The following is a 15,773-nucleotide window of genomic DNA, read 5'->3' as shown; positions in this document are numbered from 1 at the left end:
CCGCTTCGTTTCAGGACCACTCAGGCTCCGTATCTCCCCTGCACGCCTATCCAGGCCAGCATGCAGCACACCAGCGTGATGGCGGAGAACACCGTCACCAGCTTGGTTTCGCTCCAGCCAGACAGCTCCAGGTGATGGTGCAGCGGCGCCATTTTGAAAAAGCGCTTGCCGTGGGTCGCCTTGAAATAGGCAACCTGGATAATGTCGGACATGGTCTCGGCGATGTATATGATGCCCACGGGGATCAAAATAAGGGGCATATCCAACGCAAAGCCCAGAGCCGCCACCGCGCCGCCCAGAAACAGGCTGCCGGTGTCGCCCATAAAGACCTTGGCCGGATGGTGGTTATAGACGAAGAACGCCGCAAGGCCCCCCGCCAGCGCCGCAGGGAACAGCGCCAGGTCGAACAGGCCCCAGCTCACCGCCGCCACGGTGAAAAACGCCATCACCACAAGAGTCACGCTGGCCGCCAGGCCGTCGATGCCGTCGGTGAGGTTCACGGCGTTGACGCAGCCCACGATAACGAAGGCAGCGAAGATCAGATAGACGATCCAGTTGACGTTCCAGGTCGTGTTGAAAAAGGGGATATACAGCGCGTTGGTCAGCAGGCCCTCATACCGCATCAGGCACAGGAACACCACCGCCGCCGCCAGCTGCAGGACAAATTTCTGCTTGGCGGTCAGGCCCTCGTTCTGGTGCTGGCGGACCTTGCGGTAATCATCCACAAAACCGATCATGCCGAACGCCAGGGAGAAGAGGTACACATACAGGTGTGCGAACTGCCCTGTCAGCATCCGGTTCCAGCCCACAACGAACACCGCTACGCCGGTGCCCAGGATGAACATGATGCCGCCCATAGTGGGCGTTCCCGCCTTGCCGGCGTGCCACTTGGGGCCGTCCTCCCGGATCTCCTGTCCCGCCTTCAGCTTCCTCAGCTCGGCGATCAGCGACCTGCCCACCGCCAGCGTCAGCACAAAGCTGACCGCCAGCGCCAACAGCCAATAAATATCCATTTGCTCTTCTCCCTTTCCTGTTCCCGCCGGTTCCCCGGTTCCTTCGTAAATGAAGAGAGGAAAACTCCTAACTCCTATTGATCTCTTGCTCGTTCAGATGCTCCGCCACGATCTCCCGTTCGTCCATGTGATGCTTCACATGATTGATCTCTTGATAGGTCTCGTGGCCCTTGCCGCAGAGCACGATGACGTCCCCCGGCAGGGCGTGGTCCAGACAGAAGCGGATGGCCTCGGTCCGGTCCTCCACCACCACATGGGGCGTGTCGGTGCCCGCCAGTCCCGGCAGGATGTCGGCAATGATGTCGCCCGGCTTCTCCGTCCGCGGATTGTCGGTGGTCACGATGACAAAGTCGGCGCAGTCCGCCGCGATCCTGCCCATTTTGGGCCGCTTGGTCCGGTCCCGGTCTCCGCCGCAGCCGAACAGCGCCACGGTGCGGCCCTTGGCAAAGCCCTTCACGCTCTTCAGCACGTTTTCCAGACTGTCCGGCGTATGGGCGTAGTCGATGAGCACGGTGTAGTCCTTCCCCGGCGTGGGGACCACCTCCACCCGTCCCTTCACATGCGGCACATGGGCCAGGGCGGCGGCGCTCTCCTCCAGGGAGACGCCCAGGGCCATGGCCGCCCCCAGCACATCCAGGGTGTTGTACACCATGAAGCCGCCGGGGATGTTCACCCGCACCGGGACCCGCTCCGCGCCGGCCGCTGCTGTAAAGGCCACGTGGTCCGCCGCCAGCCGGATATCCTCTGCCCGCAGATCCGCCGCCTCCCGCTCCGCGTAAAAGAGCTTCCGGCAGGCGGTGCCCTCCAGCAGCCGCCCGACCCAGGGATCGTCGGCGTTGAACACGCCGACAGTGCAGTTTTGGAACAGCAGCGCTTTGGCGTCGCAATAGGCCTCCATGGTCTTGTGGAAGTCCAGGTGGTCCTGAGTCAGATTGGTGAAGATGCCCACGGCGTAGCGCACGCCGTAGACCCGGTCCAGCACCAGGGCGTGGGAAGACACCTCCATCACCACATGGGTGCAGCCCGCGTCCCGCATCCGGGCGAAGAGCCGCTGCAGCTCAAAGGATTCCGGCGTGGTCCGCTCCGTGGGCAGGGCCTGATCGCCGATCATGTTCTGGTTGGTGCCGATCAGGCCGACTTTGGCTCCCCGGGTCCGCTCCAGGACCTCTTTCAGCAGATAGGTGGTGGTGGTCTTGCCGTTGGTGCCGGTGACGCCCACCATGGTCATGCTGTCCGCCGGATGGCCGAAGAAATTGGCCCCCAACAACGCCAGGCAGCGGCGGGAGTTCTCCACCTGGACATAGGGGATACCCCCCGGGGGTATCTTGCCGGCCTCTTCATGGATACCCCCCCGGGGTATCTGCTCACAGAGCACCGCCGCCGCGCCGGCTTCCGCCGCCTTTCCGATGAAGGCGTGGCCGTCCGCCGCGAAGCCGGTCATAGCCACGAACAATTCGCCGGGCCGGATCGTGCGGGAGTCATAGCTGACGCCGGGGATTTCCAGCTCCATGTCCGCCGTGGCGGAGAGAACGGGAACGCCCCGCAAAAGTTCCTTTAATTTCATGTCACAGCCTCTTTTCACAGGTATGGCGGCCAAAAGCCGTCAGCATCCAGTATATCCCCCTGGGACCGGGAAGCATACGGAGAATGGTGCCGAAAACCATGCAAAATCTGCCGTCCCGCCAGCGGGGCCTGGATGCGTGGCCTTTTGCCGCCGGACCTGAACATCCGTCTCCGGCATACTGGCGCGCGGGGTCCTCAGTCCAGCACGGAGCTGTCGCCGAACTGGACGGTGACCACCGCCCCCGCCGCCAGTTCCGTTCCCTCCGGGTAGGACTGGCTGAGAGCGTGGACATTGCCGGAGCTGCTGTTGGTGGTGCCGGTGACTTTCATGATGAGGCCCGCGTTGGTCAGGGCGGTGTTGGCCGCCGAGGCGGTCTTGCCGATCACATTGGGCACGGTACACTTGGCGTCGCTCTTGGCGACCCCCAGATAGAGCACGATAGAGGCGTTGTTGGGCACGATGGCGCCGCCTGCCGGCGTCTGGTCGGTCACTGTGTCCCCATTGCCCACGGTACGGCAGCCAAAGCCCGCCGCCGTCAGCTTGGCCTTGGCGTCCGCCGCGGATTTGCCCACTACATTGGGGACCGCCGCGTCGGCGCCCTTCAGCTCCTCGGCGGAGTAGTCCGGCTCGATGCCCAAGGCGGGCAGAATATCCGCCATGATCTGGCTGGCCACGGGGGCCACCATAGTGCCGCCGAATACGGCGGTGCCGGTGTTGCGGCTGGGGGTATCCATGGTCAGCAGCATGATGTACTGGGGATCGTCCGCCGGGGCAAAGCACATAAAGGAGACCACAACGTCGCCTGTACCAGTCTTATCCGCCGTGCCGGTCTTGCCGCCGATGCGGTAGCCCGCCACCTGTCCGTTTTTGCCGCCGCCCTCAGCCACCACATACTCCAGGCACTGGCGGACCTTGGCGGAGGTCTCTTCACTGATGACCTGCCGTATAGGGGTGCTGTCGTGCTGGGAAATAATGTTGCCCTCGTCATCCAGCACCTGCTCCACCACATAAGGCGTATACAGATAGCCGCCGTTGATGCAGGCCGCCTGCGCCCGGATCAGCTCCAGAGGCGTGATGTTGAAGGTCTGACCGAAGGAGTAAGACGCCAAAGAGACCACATTGGAATTGAAGCTCTCCTCGCTGGCAAAAATGCCAGGCACCTCGCCGATCATGTCGACTCCAGTTTTTTCCATAAAGCCGAAGGACTTCAGGTATTTATAATAGGTCTTTGTGCCAACCTTCAAGCCCATGGAAATAAAAGCGGGGTTGCAGGAGTGCCCCACCGCCTCCTCCAAGGTCTGCATCCCGTGGCCGGACTTATTGGAGCACTTGATGGGCTTGTTCCAGCCGGGGACCATGACGGAGCCGGTGCAGTTGAAGGTAGAGTTCATGTTCACCTTGCCCTCCTCCAGCGCCGCCGCCAGGGTGATGGGCTTGAAGGTGGAGCCAGGCTCATAGGTAGAGTCGATGCACTTGTTGCGCCACTGGGTCTGCACCGCGTCGCTCATGGCCTTGTCGACGGCCTTCTGGTACGCTTCCTCCGTCTCGTATTTTCCCCGGTCCTTGGCCAGCTCCGCCAGGGCGGCGTCCAGCTTTTCCTGGAGCGCCTCGTCCAGGATGGTGCCGTATTCGTTCACGTCGTAATTTGGATAGGACGCCATGGCCACGATGGCCGCGTTGTTCACGTTCATGACGATGCCGGTGCCGCCGTTGGCCGCGTCATATTTTTTCAGCATGCTCTCCAGCCCCTTTTCCAGATAGGACTGGACCTCCTGATCGATGGTCAGTATCAGGCTGTTGCCGTTCTCGGCATCGTAATACTGCTCGTAGTTGAACAGCATATCCGTACCGGCAGCGTTCTTGGCGGTGACGGTCAGGCCGGCGGTGCCATCCAACTCGGCGTTGTATTTGGCCTCCAGGCCCACGCCGCCCTGGTTCTCGCCGTTGACGAAGCCGATGACGTTGGCCGCCAGGCTGCTGTATGGATAATAGCGCTTGGAATCCGGCTGGAGCCAGACGCCCTGGAGCCGCTTCTGCTGGTTCTCCGGCACCGCGTTCCCCTCGTCGTCGATCTGGCCGTTGATGAACTGGCGGACCTGGTCCGCCACGGCCCGTTCTGTCTTTTTCTTAACCTCCACATACTGGTCGTCGACCTGCTCCATCCACTTTTCAATGGTGCCCTGATCCACGTCCAAAATGCGGCTGAGCCCCCGGGCGATATAGGCCTGATCCCGCACCTCCGGGGCGGTGTAGGTCTCTCCCTTTTCCGCCGCCGCTTCCTTCTTCTTCGCAATGGTATCTTCCTGGCTGTCCACGAATCTCTGGATATCCAGAGGGGAGATATTCACCGTCTCCGCCGAGGCGGAGATGGCCAGGGTCACGCCGCTGCGGTCATAGATGGTCCCCCGGGAGGCGGAGATCACCGCGCTGCGGGTCTGCTGGCCCACGGCCCGCTCCTGCATATCCTCGTGCTGGTTGATCTGGATGTCGTACAGCTTCCAGAACAGGAGCAGGAAGGTCCCCACGCCCAGCAGCAGCATGATCAGCACCGTCCGGGTCCGGATGACCTGATTCGCCCGGCGGGCCGCTTCGCTTTTTCGATTGCTTGCCATGGTTTTTCCTCCTTGGAGCCGTTTTGCCGCCCACCAGCGGGACCGCTCCCCTCTGATACGAATCACGCATAAAACAATTTTCTTGTTTTATGGGGGCCGCACAAGCGGCCCCGGCGGCAAAGCCGCCTGCGATGAACGTCCATACTTTTCCTGTGCGCCGCAATCAAAAACTTTTTGAATGTTTTTGATCAGGAAATAGTATGACAGGCGGCGGGGAGCGAGAAACTAGCTTCTCACTCCCCGCTGTGTTTCAGTATAGTGCGGCGGTCAGTCGAAATATTCCACCACCGCGTAGACGCCGTGGTTCAGGGACGTCAACACCCGATCCAGCACGCTGGGGTCCTCCTGCCGGTACACCACGGCGCTGTCCCCGCCGGACAGGTCGATGTAAAAGATCTGGCTGCTGCTGGGCTTGGACATCCCGGCGGCCTCGGCGGCCTCCTTCACGGTGGCCAGATCGAAGATCTGCTCGTATTCCGCGGTGAGGGTCACGTTCTCCGTCTCCAGAGTGCTCAGCTGGCTTTTCAGCTCCACTGTCTCGGCGGAGAGGACCGTCAGCTGGATGTAGCTCATCAGCACCAGGACTGCCAGCCCCATGATGGCCGCAGTGCCCAGTACAGAGAGGACGGACACCCGCTGCCGCTCCCGCAGCTGGACCTTGGGAATGCTGCGGACCTTCGCCTTCTCCTGCTCTTGGCGGCGGGGGAGTTCGCCGGCGTGGCGCAGTTCCCGTTCCCGGACCGCGTAATCCAGATCATAGGCCAGGCTGCCGTTGACAGCGGACCGGCTCTGATAGCGCAGTTCCCGCGCTGTGGATGCCACAGTGAACTCCTCCCTTCCTCCAGATCTTTACAAACAGGGGGCTTGTCCCCCATATCAAATATCCAATGGATCGCATTTCTCCGCCACGCGTAATTTTGCGCTGCGCGCGCGGGGGTTCTCCGCCAGCTCCGCCCCGCCGGAGACGATGGGCTTGCGGGTCAGCACCTTGATCTTCGGCTTATTGCCGCACACGCACACCGGAAACTCCGGCGGGCAAGTGCAGCCCCTGGCCAGCTCCGCCATGCGGCGCTTGACCACGCGATCCTCCAGCGAATGGAATGTGATGACCGCCAGCCGCCCGCCGGGGGCCAGTCCCTCCACCGCCGCCGTCAGCATAGGCGGCAGGGCGTCCAGCTCGCCGTTGACAGCGATGCGGATGGCCTGAAAGCTGCGCTTGGCAGGGTGCTGTTTCTCCCGCAGGGCCGCCGGAGGCATAGCGCTTTTGATGATCGCCACCAGCTCCAGCGTGGTGGCCACAGGCGCAGTCTCCCGCGCCCGGACGATGGCTTTGGCAATGGCGGGCGCATAGCGCTCCTCGCCGTATTCAAACAGGATGCGGCGCAGCTCCTCACAGCTCCAGCCGTTCACCACCTCATGGGCAGTGAGGGGGGCAGAGGTGTCCATCCGCATATCCAGCGGGGCGTCCTGCATATAGGAAAAGCCCCGGGAGGCGTCGTCCAGCTGGGGAGAGGACACGCCCAGGTCAAACAGCATCCCGTCAGCGCCGGTGACCCCGGCGGCCCGCAGGACCTGTCCCAATTCAGAAAAGTTGCTGTGCACCAGCGTCACCCGGTCCATCCAGGGGGCCAGCCGCTCCTTGGCCGCGTCGATAGCGGCCATGTCCCGGTCGATGCAGATCAGACGGCCGGTGGTCAATCGTTTGGCGATCTCCCGGCTGTGTCCCGCGCGGCCCAGGGTCCCGTCCACATAGACTCCGTCAGGGCGGATGTGCAGCGCGTCGACGCACTCGTCCAGCAGAACCGGCTTGTGGGTATATTCCATGGAGCCTTACCCCCGGTTCCGGCGGACACGGGCCAATGCGTCCATGGCGGCGGCCATGTCGTCGGCCTCCAGCATCTGCTGCTCCCGCTCCGCCCAGGTCTTTTGGTCCCAGATCTCCGCGAAGGAGTTCATCCCCACCACGGTGGCCGTCTTTTTCAATCCCGCATAGGCCCGGAGGCTGGCAGGGATCAGGACCCGGCCCTGGCCATCCGGCTCACACTGGACGGCGTTGGCATACAGCAGTGTCAGCGCTCGGGCCTCAGTATAGGACAGGGCGTCCATGTCCTCTCCCATCCGCTCCCATTTGGCCTGAGGGTAGATGGTCAGGCAGTGCTCCGCACCGATGGTGATAAAAAAAGTGTCTCCCAACGCGTCCCGCATGGTGGAGGGAATCACCAAACGGCCCTTGGCGTCGATGCTGTTATTGGATTTTCCCAGCAAACCCGCCATAGTGCCGCCACCTTCCCCGGATTTTTGAGGAATTTTAGGGATAATTTAACACTTAGCAGTTAGTTGGCCCCACTTTTCCCCACCATGTATTTTGAGTATAAGCAAATATTCCAGGAAATGCAAGTATTTTTTTCCGACGTGAAACTGGCAAAAAATTCATTTTTATTCGTTTTTTCATAAAAAATCAGGAAAATGAAACGAACGTTCGATGTTTTTTCGCTGGTTGACGTAAAATTGGAAAACGCCTCCGGCACAACATCTTGTGCCGGAGGCGTTTTGTGAAAAACTCAACTACAAAATCTTGAAGTGCGTAGAAAAGTTTCACCGATTTTTTCGTCGATTTTTACAAAATTTTTTGAATTATGGTCTACCTGTGGCGTCAGCCGGTCTCCTGGCCCGCTTGGGGGTCGTTTTTGCCGTCCAGCTCGTCCCGCTGCGCCTGCATTTTGGCGGCGGAGGCGCTGCGGAAATTCACACGGGATTCCCGCACCTCGTCCAGTGCGGCCTGCACGGCCTCCTCGGTCCGGGAGAGGACGTCCTCGGCATATTCGTTGGCCACCTGGTACAGCTTGCGGGAACGCTCCTCCGCCTGGGCGACCATCTGGCGGGACTTCTCCCTAGCGGCGTAGAGCACCTCGCTGTCAGAGACCTTGGTCTTGGCCTCCAGCTCCGCCTGGCGCATCATGCGCTCCACATCCCGCTTGGCCTCCTCCACGAATTTCTCCCTGGCGGCCAGCAGTTCCTGGGCGCGCTTGATCTCCACCGGCAGCTGTGCCCGCAGCTCGTCCAGCAGGTCCAGCAGCTCATCCCGGTCCACCACGCACATCGTGGGCTTTAAAGCGGGGGATTTAGCGTCCTCGATCTTTTCATACAGCATGTCGATCAGGCGGTTGACATCGTTGGCCATAAGTATTATCCTTCCTTTTTCTTCATCATGTCCCGCACCAGGGGGATAATGGACGGCGGCATATACTGCTCCAGCGGCTGGTTGTAGCGGATCATCTCCCGCACCATGGAGGAGCTGAAATGCTGATACGCCGCGCTGGCAGGCAACAGCAGCGTCTCCAGTTCCGGATGCAGGCCCCGGTTGATCAGGGCCATTTGATATTCCACATCAAAATCCGTGGCGTTGCGGACGCCCCGGACGATGGCGCAGGCCCCGTGGGCCACGGCGTAATCCGCCAGCAGGCCGGGCCACAGCTCCGCCTCCACATGGGGCAGGTCCGCCACGGCGGCTTTTACCAGCAGGAGTTTTTCCTCCGGGCTAAACATGGGATTCTTCTTTTCCGCATTGGGGCTGACGCACACCCACACCTGGTCGAAACACGCGGCAGCCCGCCGGATCACGTCCAGGTGGCCCAGGGTTATCGGATCGAAGCTGCCGGAGCAGATGGCTGTTTTCATAGGGCCGTTCCCTCAGTTCTCTTGGTCTCCGCCCCGGCGGAAGATGGTCAGACCGATCTTGCCATAGCGGTAGTTCTTGTGGAGCCGGTATGGGGCGCTGACCCCTGGCAGGGACATGCCCGCCGGATGCTCCGCCACAATTATACCATGCGGCGACAGAATGTCAAATGTGATGATATGGGCGATCACCGGCTCCAGCAGGCCCGCCTGATAGGGCGGGTCCAGCAGGATGATGTCAAAAGGCTGGCGGACGGACTTCAGATACTCCACCGAATCCCCCGCCACCACCTGGGCCTTGTCCTGAAGGTCCGTGATCCGCAGGTTCTCACGGATGAGCTTCACCGCGTCGGCCCGCCGGTCCACGAACACGGCGGAGGCGGCCCCACGGCTGAGACACTCGATGCCCAGCTGGCCGGTGCCGGCAAACAGATCCAGGACCCGGCGGCCCTCGATGTCGAATTGCAGGGCGCTGAACAGGCCCTCCTTCACCCGGTCGGTGGTGGGGCGGGTCTCCATCCCCTCCAGCTCTTTCAGTCGGCGGCCCCGGGCGGAGCCTGTGATGACACGCATGGTCCATCCTCCTCCGCCCTCTCCGGCGGTTTCTCAGTTTATTATTTTAGGACATCCCGCCGCTGATTTCAATAGGATGCCGCCGCCTTTTTCCAGCTTTTTTGCCGATTTCGGCACCGGGGCCGCCCGTCCGCCTCCCCGGAGCCGCTTTCGGGCGATCCCGCCGTGATCCGCGGTAAGGTCTGCTGTCTCTCCGGGAAACTGGAAGTGAATCGTTTTTTATGATTTGGGCCCTCGTGTTTTCTCCCGATTAAATCCGCCTTTATCGCTCGGCTGCTTGGGTCGAGTATATCATGTTTCCGAGCGGTTTTCCATATATTTCCCTTTATTTTAGCAGGATAGCAGCTGTCTATGTATGCCGTCTTACGACGCGGGAGCGCCTCCGCAGGGCTTGACATGAACCGGGGCCGCCGGACGCCGCATGAGGCCGCGCATCGGCAAACCGTTTCAGCAGCTCGCCGGAGATCTGACCCTGCGGCGAGCATTTCAAACGGGAGACGGACTTTTTCTACTTGTACTTTGCGAAAGAATCGTATATAATAAAGTCCTCAAAAACTGCGCGTCAGAAAAGGCGGCTCCGCCGCCTGCTTCAGAATGACCGGGAAGGAAAGGATGTTCTCATGATCCATTTCACATCTGAACTAGGCGAGATCTCCGTCAGCGGCGCCGTGTTCTCCAACATCACCGGCATGGCCGCCACCAACTGCTTCGGCGTCAAGGGCATGGCCTACCGCTCTATGACCGACGGCCTGGTCCACCTGCTGCGGCGGGAGGCCATGAGCAAGGGCGTCAGCGTCACCTATCACGACGATAACTCCGTCTCCATCGAGCTGCACATCATCGTGGAGAACGGCGTCAACCTCCCCGCAGTGTGCCGGTCCATCATGAACGAGGTCCGCTATGTGGTGACCAAAAACACCGGCGTCGCCGTCCGCGCTGTGGACGTGTGCGTCGATTCCATGACCCTGTGAGGGAGGTAGCAGTCAGATGAACGAACTGATCACCGGCGCCCTGTTCAAGCAGATGGTGCTCCACGGCGCCGCCGTTATCACCGCCCAGAAGCAGGGCATCAACGATTTGAACGTGTTCCCCGTGCCTGACGGAGACACCGGCACCAATATGTCCATGACCATCGGCGCTGCTGTGGCGGAGCTGCGGAAGGCCGAGCCTCCCACGCTGTCCAAGGCAGCCGACGTCACCGCCTCCGCCCTGCTGCGGGGCGCCCGGGGCAATTCCGGCGTCATCCTGTCCCTGCTGTTCCGGGGCATCTCCAAGGGTCTGAAAGGCAGAGAGACCGCCGACGCCGCCGCCTTTGCCGCCGCCATGCAGGAGGGCGTGTCCGCCGCCTATAAGGCGGTGATGAAGCCTGCCGAAGGTACGGTGCTCACCGTTTCCCGGCTGGCGGCCAAGCGGGCCGCCGAGACCGCCGCTCAAGGCGTCAAAGACCTGGAGACGGTGCTGGAGGCGGCTTTGAAGGAGGGCTACGAAACCCTGGCTCAGACCACCGACATGAATCCGGTGCTGAAAAAGGCCGGCGTGGTGGACGCCGGCGGCAAGGGCTACCTGCTGATCCTGGAGGGGATGCTGGCCGCTCTGCGGGGCGAACCTCTGCCGGAGCCAGCCGAGGAGGAATCCGTTCAGGAAAAGGCGGACTTCGCCGCCCTGGGCCTGGAGGACATCACTTTCACCTTCGACACGGTGTTCATCGTCCGCAAGACGGTGGATAAGCCCCTGGAGCCTTTCCGGGAATACCTGAACAGCATCGGTGACAGCCTGGTCATCGGCGAGGACGACGAGGCATTCAAGGTCCACGTCCATACCGATATCCCCGGCGCAGCTCTGATGGAGGCCCAGAAATACGGTACGCTGGAGCTGGCCAAGATCGAGAACATGCGCACCCAGGCGGAGGATCTGGCCGCCGGCCGGCAGGCGCAGAGCACTGACGACCTGGACGCTGTCGAGGAAGAGCTGGAACGGGGCGAGGCCCCCGCCGCGCCGGAGAAGCCCTATGGCTTCCTGGCGGTCTGCGCCGGCGACGGCCTGGCGGCGGTCTTTAAGGATCTGGGGGCCGACGGCGTGGTATCCGGCGGACAGACCATGAATCCCTCCACGGAGAGCATTCTGGCAGGGGTCGAGAAGATCCCCGCCGAGACCGTGTTCATCCTGCCCAACAACGGCAATATCATCATGGCCGCCCAGCAGTGCGGCGTGCTGACGGAGAAAAACGTGGTGGTCATCCCCACCAAGACAGTGCCCCAGGGCATCACCGCCATGATGAACGTGGACTTTGAGGCTCCGGACGCCCAGACCATCACCGACGCCATGACGGAGAGCCTCTCCACCGTCACCACCGCCCAGATCACCTACGCCGCCCGGGATTCCGACTTTGACGGCTTCGACATCAAGGCGGGCGATTATCTGGCCCTGGAGGAGGGCAAGCTCTTCGGCACCGACAGCGACCTGGACGCTCTGCTGCACAAGCTGGCGGCGGACGCTGTGGAGCGGGAGGCCAGCTTCATCTCCCTGTATTTCGGCGAGGACGTGTCCGAGTCCGACGCTCAAAAGGCCGGGCAGCTTTTTAAGGCCGCCTGCCCCGACGCGGAGATCGCGGTCCTCTCCGGCGGACAGCCCGTTTACTACTATATCGTCTCTATGGAATAAGCACTTGCTTATGAAACCCGCCTGAATGGATGTCCAGGCGGGTTTCATATCACAATTCAGGAGGTAATCCATGTTTCCCTGGGCACGATTTTTTCTTTATGTCCTGGTCACCGCCGGGACACCGGGGCCCAACACCCTGTCCTCCCTGTCCAACGGCAGCCGTCTGGGCTTTTGGCGGACACTGCCCTATACCTTCGGCATCTGGGCGGGATTTTCCATTGTCTCCGTGGCCTGCACCCTGCTGTGCAGCACGCTGGAGGCCCTGATCCCCGCCATTCGGACGCCCATGCTGGTGCTGGGGGCCTGCTACATCCTATACCTGGCCTGGAAAACCTGGCGGGCGGGCGCTATTGGCGACAACACCGCCGCCCGGTCCGGCTTTCGGGACGGGTTTTTTCTCCAGTTCGTCAATCCCAAGATCTACATCTACTGCATCGTGTCCATGCAGAGCTTCGTGCTGCCGCTGTACCAGGGGCAGCCGGTGCATTTACTGCTCTTCGCCCTGCTGCTGGCTTTCCTGGGATTCTGCCTGAACCTGTGCTGGGCGGGGTTCGGCTCGCTTCTGCGGGTCCTGTTCTCCCGGCATGCCGCCATCGTCAACAAGGTCATGGCCCTGCTGATGGTCTGGTGCGCGGTGCGGCTGTTTCTGTAAAAATACCCGGCAGCCCCGCTTTTCCCGCCTGATCTCCCTGCATGCAGTGTGTTTTCAAAAAAAACGGCCGCCAGAGGCTTCTGCCCGTTGGCTTTGATCTGCCGTCAAAAGGGAAAAGCCCCCGGCGAGTATAAACTCGCCGGAGGCAATATACGAATCCCTGATAAAACGATCTTCTGATTTTTTGTCAGGAAATCGTATTACAGCAGGATCATATCCCGGGTCGTATGGTCCAGCATCCGGGCGCCGTTGGCTGTCATGGCAAAGGTATCCTCGATCATCATGCCGCCCCAGCCCAACTCATAGTAGGGCGTCTCCAGATTGAAGGTCATATTTTCAACAATGGGCATGGGATTGCCGTGGGCAATGGTGGGATTGTCATAGCACTCCAGGCCAATACCATGTCCCGTGTGATGACGGCGATAATGCGGCAGGCCGTTCTTACGGACCGCATCCATGGCGGCGTCGAACAGCTCGCCTGCCGTGACGCCGGGCTTTGCGATGGCGACAGCCGCGTCCAGACCGGCGCAGATAGCCGTGTAGTACTGCCGCATTTTATCCGTCGGCTCGCCCACCACAGCGAAGCGGCCCAGATCAGAGCAATAGCCGTTCAGGATGCAGCCAAAGTCAAAGCGGATCATGTCACCCTTGACAATGGGGCGGACACGGTCGTTGGTCGTATCGGAGAACGCAGCACGAAGCTGAGACGTCACCGTGCAAAAATAGGGCTTGGCGCCCCGCTTGGCCAATTCGATGCTGTACAGCTCGCCAATGCGGTACTCCGTCATGCCAGGCTCAAACTGAGCCAGCGCAGCCATCAAAGAGTCAGCTGCACAGCGGGCGGAAGCCTCCACACCGGCCACTTCCTCGGGATGCTTGATCAGGCGGGCCTCCATGAACAGATCCGTGGCATTGATGACCTGATAACCGGACAGCTTGGCCTCTACAGCCTTTAACTGGCTGGCAAAAATACGGCTCTCATCAATGGCGATGGTGGATCCCTCCGGCAGATTGCTACGGACGGCGGCGTTCCAGGCGTCTGCGGTAGTAGGATAGGCCTTTTCCTTATAGGCCATGATCTTGTCTACGAATTCATCGTTTTCAGCGCCCTTTTCAAAGAAGAAGCCGCCGCCAGCAAAATAGACCTCCGCATCATTGCCGGCGAACTCCAACACAGTGGGAAGATCCGCATAGCCAACAATGTACACATATTTGTCCTGCGCCGGGATATAGCCAATGGCGCATTCCGCACGGGTCAAAACATCCTGATTGATGCAGACATATCCCGTTGTGATATAGTTCAGGTTAGCCGGCAGAGTCGCCACGATCATGTCCGCGCCGGCAGCCGCGGCAGCAGCTTTCAGCCGTTCGATGCGATATTCTTTCAGTTCCATGATTTGTTCTTCCTTTCCGCCGGTTTTTTCTCCCGGCCATGGATTTATGTTCTTATCTGTGTTTTTATGTATGGACATTTCCCTGTCTTCCCGGTACAATAAGACACGCTGGGCTTTATGCCAAATATCCCGCAATATGCCTTTAGAAAAATGAGGTGCAGAAATGAAATACAGGAAATTAGGAAAGACCGGCCTTCTTGTCAGTGAGATCGGTTTGGGCGGCGAATGGCTGGAACGCCACAATGCACAGGAGATCCAGGCCGTGGTGGACCGCTGCGAGGCCGCCGGGATCAATATTCTGGACTGCTGGATGGCGGAGCCAAACGTCCGCTCCAACATCGGCGCTGCCCTGAAGGGCCGCCGGGAACGCTGGTACATCCAGGGCCACCTGGGGTCTACCTGGCAAAACGGCCAGTATGTCCGCACCAGGGATATGCCCAAAGTCAAGGAGGCCTTCGCCGATCTGCTGGCCCGGCTGCAGACAGATTACATCGATCTGGGCATGATCCACTTTGTGGATGAGATCGCGGAGTTCCACCGGATCATGGAGGGCGAGTTCTTTCAATATGCCCGACAGCTTCTGGAGGCAGGCGCCATCCGCCACATTGGCCTGAGCACTCACAATCCAAATGTGGCCACACTGGCTGCCCGCAGCGGCAAGATCGAGATGATCCTGTTCAGCGTCAATCCCGCTTTCGACATGCTGCCGGCTTCGGAGGATATACAGACTTATTACCAGCAGTATGATCCCTCTCTGGGCAATATCGCGCCGGAACGGGCGGAGCTGTACCGCATCTGCGAGCAGGAAAACGTAGGCATCACCGTGATGAAGGGATATGCCGGCGGCCGGTTGTTCTCCGCCTCCACCTCTCCTTTCGGCGTGGCCTTGACCCCTGTGCAATGCCTGCACTATGCCTTGACCCGTCCAGCTGTCGCCAGTGTGATGGTGGGCTATGACACACCGGAACACGTGGATGCTGCCGTGGCTTATGAGACTGCCTCCCCAGATGAGAAAGACTACGCGACTGTTCTGGCGTCCGCGCCCCGCAACGCTTATTTCGGTCAATGCACCTATTGCGGCCACTGCGCTCCCTGCCCGGTCGGTATTGATGTCGCCATGGTGAACAAGCTGTACGATCTGGCCGTCATGCAGCCCGAGATCCCCGCCACCATCCGGGCGCATTACAACGCCTTGAGCGCCAACGCCGGCGACTGCATGGCCTGCGGCGGCTGTGAGTCCCGCTGTCCCTTTGGCGTTCCGGTGGTGAGCCGGATGGCTAAGGCAGCAGAGCTGTTATAATCAAATCACTTGAAAAGTGGTAAACCACTTTTCAAGTGTCACAGCGCAGATGCGCTGTGACAGGCTGCGGTACGCCGCCATGATTTGGATTTCATAGTGCACTTTGTGCGCAGCGGGCGTAGCCCGTTTGAAAAATCGCTTGCGATTTTCAAATTCATTGACTATAAAATAATTCCAAGTTCAGAGGAAATGCCTTTCTAGGTATTTCCTCTGAACTTTTAAGTGCATCTTAACAGATCAGCGGTCTGTCAAAAATGCTCCACGATATCCACCAGCTCGGCGCCGATGCGCTTCTGAGCCTCCTTGGTGCCGGCGCCCACATGAGGCAT

Annotated in this window: 14 protein-coding genes; 4 read left to right on the top strand and 10 right to left on the bottom strand. The window is 60.5% G+C overall.

Annotated elements, in window-relative coordinates; translation table 11 throughout:
- Nucleotides 1-20: 20 nt before the first annotated feature.
- The 9 genes from mraY to rsmD all read right to left on the bottom strand — a co-directional run bounded on the left by mraY (nucleotide 21) and on the right by rsmD (nucleotide 9,437).
- Nucleotides 21-1,013, bottom strand: a complete 993-nt coding sequence (gene mraY, locus Q0Z69_RS07075; protein ID WP_298031347.1) for a phospho-N-acetylmuramoyl-pentapeptide-transferase — start codon at nucleotides 1,011-1,013, stop codon at nucleotides 21-23.
- 67 nt (nucleotides 1,014-1,080) lie between these two features.
- Nucleotides 1,081-2,577, bottom strand: a complete 1,497-nt coding sequence (locus Q0Z69_RS07070; protein WP_298031345.1) for a UDP-N-acetylmuramoyl-L-alanyl-D-glutamate--2,6-diaminopimelate ligase — start codon at nucleotides 2,575-2,577, stop codon at nucleotides 1,081-1,083.
- Nucleotides 2,578-2,771: 194 nt separating this feature from the next.
- A complete protein-coding gene (locus tag Q0Z69_RS07065; RefSeq protein WP_298031343.1) occupies nucleotides 2,772-5,189 on the bottom strand; it encodes a penicillin-binding transpeptidase domain-containing protein in 2,418 nt (805 codons plus the stop codon).
- Nucleotides 5,190-5,456: 267 nt separating this feature from the next.
- Complete coding sequence (locus Q0Z69_RS07060) at nucleotides 5,457-6,011, bottom strand: hypothetical protein (protein ID WP_298031340.1); 555 nt, start codon at nucleotides 6,009-6,011, stop codon at nucleotides 5,457-5,459.
- Nucleotides 6,012-6,065: 54 nt separating this feature from the next.
- Nucleotides 6,066-7,013, bottom strand: coding sequence for a 16S rRNA (cytosine(1402)-N(4))-methyltransferase RsmH (rsmH, locus tag Q0Z69_RS07055; RefSeq protein ID WP_298031337.1), 948 nt, complete (start codon nucleotides 7,011-7,013; stop codon nucleotides 6,066-6,068).
- A 6-nt stretch (nucleotides 7,014-7,019) separates the two neighbouring features.
- Nucleotides 7,020-7,463, bottom strand: a complete 444-nt coding sequence (gene mraZ / locus Q0Z69_RS07050; RefSeq protein ID WP_298031335.1) for a division/cell wall cluster transcriptional repressor MraZ — start codon at nucleotides 7,461-7,463, stop codon at nucleotides 7,020-7,022.
- A 379-nt stretch (nucleotides 7,464-7,842) separates the two neighbouring features.
- Nucleotides 7,843-8,370 (bottom strand): hypothetical protein, encoded by a 528-nt coding sequence (locus Q0Z69_RS07045; protein WP_298031333.1) that lies wholly within the window; start codon nucleotides 8,368-8,370, stop codon nucleotides 7,843-7,845.
- 5 nt (nucleotides 8,371-8,375) lie between these two features.
- The gene (gene coaD / locus Q0Z69_RS07040) at nucleotides 8,376-8,867 is read right to left on the bottom strand and encodes a pantetheine-phosphate adenylyltransferase (protein WP_298031331.1); all 492 of its coding nucleotides are present in this window, start codon (nucleotides 8,865-8,867) and stop codon (nucleotides 8,376-8,378) included.
- 12 nt (nucleotides 8,868-8,879) lie between these two features.
- Nucleotides 8,880-9,437: a 16S rRNA (guanine(966)-N(2))-methyltransferase RsmD gene (gene rsmD, locus Q0Z69_RS07035; RefSeq protein ID WP_298031328.1), complete on the bottom strand. Its 558-nt coding sequence runs from the start codon at nucleotides 9,435-9,437 to the stop codon at nucleotides 8,880-8,882.
- 620 nt (nucleotides 9,438-10,057) lie between these two features.
- On the opposite strand from rsmD, the gene Q0Z69_RS07030 reads away from it, so the two are divergent.
- From Q0Z69_RS07030 to Q0Z69_RS07020, 3 genes are all read left to right on the top strand, one after another.
- On the top strand, nucleotides 10,058-10,408 hold the full coding sequence (locus tag Q0Z69_RS07030) for an Asp23/Gls24 family envelope stress response protein (protein WP_298031327.1): 351 nt from the start codon (nucleotides 10,058-10,060) through the stop codon (nucleotides 10,406-10,408).
- A gap of 16 nt (nucleotides 10,409-10,424) precedes the next feature.
- The gene (locus Q0Z69_RS07025; protein WP_298031325.1) at nucleotides 10,425-12,098 is read left to right on the top strand and encodes a DAK2 domain-containing protein; all 1,674 of its coding nucleotides are present in this window, start codon (nucleotides 10,425-10,427) and stop codon (nucleotides 12,096-12,098) included.
- A gap of 70 nt (nucleotides 12,099-12,168) precedes the next feature.
- Nucleotides 12,169-12,750: a LysE family transporter gene (locus Q0Z69_RS07020; protein WP_298031323.1), complete on the top strand. Its 582-nt coding sequence runs from the start codon at nucleotides 12,169-12,171 to the stop codon at nucleotides 12,748-12,750.
- A gap of 200 nt (nucleotides 12,751-12,950) precedes the next feature.
- Here the strand turns inward: Q0Z69_RS07020 and Q0Z69_RS07015 are convergent, their stop codons facing one another.
- Nucleotides 12,951-14,144, bottom strand: coding sequence for a Xaa-Pro peptidase family protein (locus Q0Z69_RS07015; RefSeq protein ID WP_298031321.1), 1,194 nt, complete (start codon nucleotides 14,142-14,144; stop codon nucleotides 12,951-12,953).
- 163 nt (nucleotides 14,145-14,307) lie between these two features.
- Between Q0Z69_RS07015 and Q0Z69_RS07010 the strand changes: the two genes are divergently transcribed.
- A complete protein-coding gene (locus Q0Z69_RS07010) occupies nucleotides 14,308-15,444 on the top strand; it encodes an aldo/keto reductase (protein ID WP_298031319.1) in 1,137 nt (378 codons plus the stop codon).
- Nucleotides 15,445-15,773: the final 329 nt, after the last annotated feature.

It is taken from the genome of uncultured Dysosmobacter sp. (genome assembly GCF_947631165.1).
Taxonomy (GTDB): domain Bacteria; phylum Bacillota; class Clostridia; order Oscillospirales; family Oscillospiraceae; genus Oscillibacter.
The sequence above is the reverse complement of the archived record's forward strand: the minus strand, read 5'-3'. Positions and strand labels throughout refer to the sequence as shown.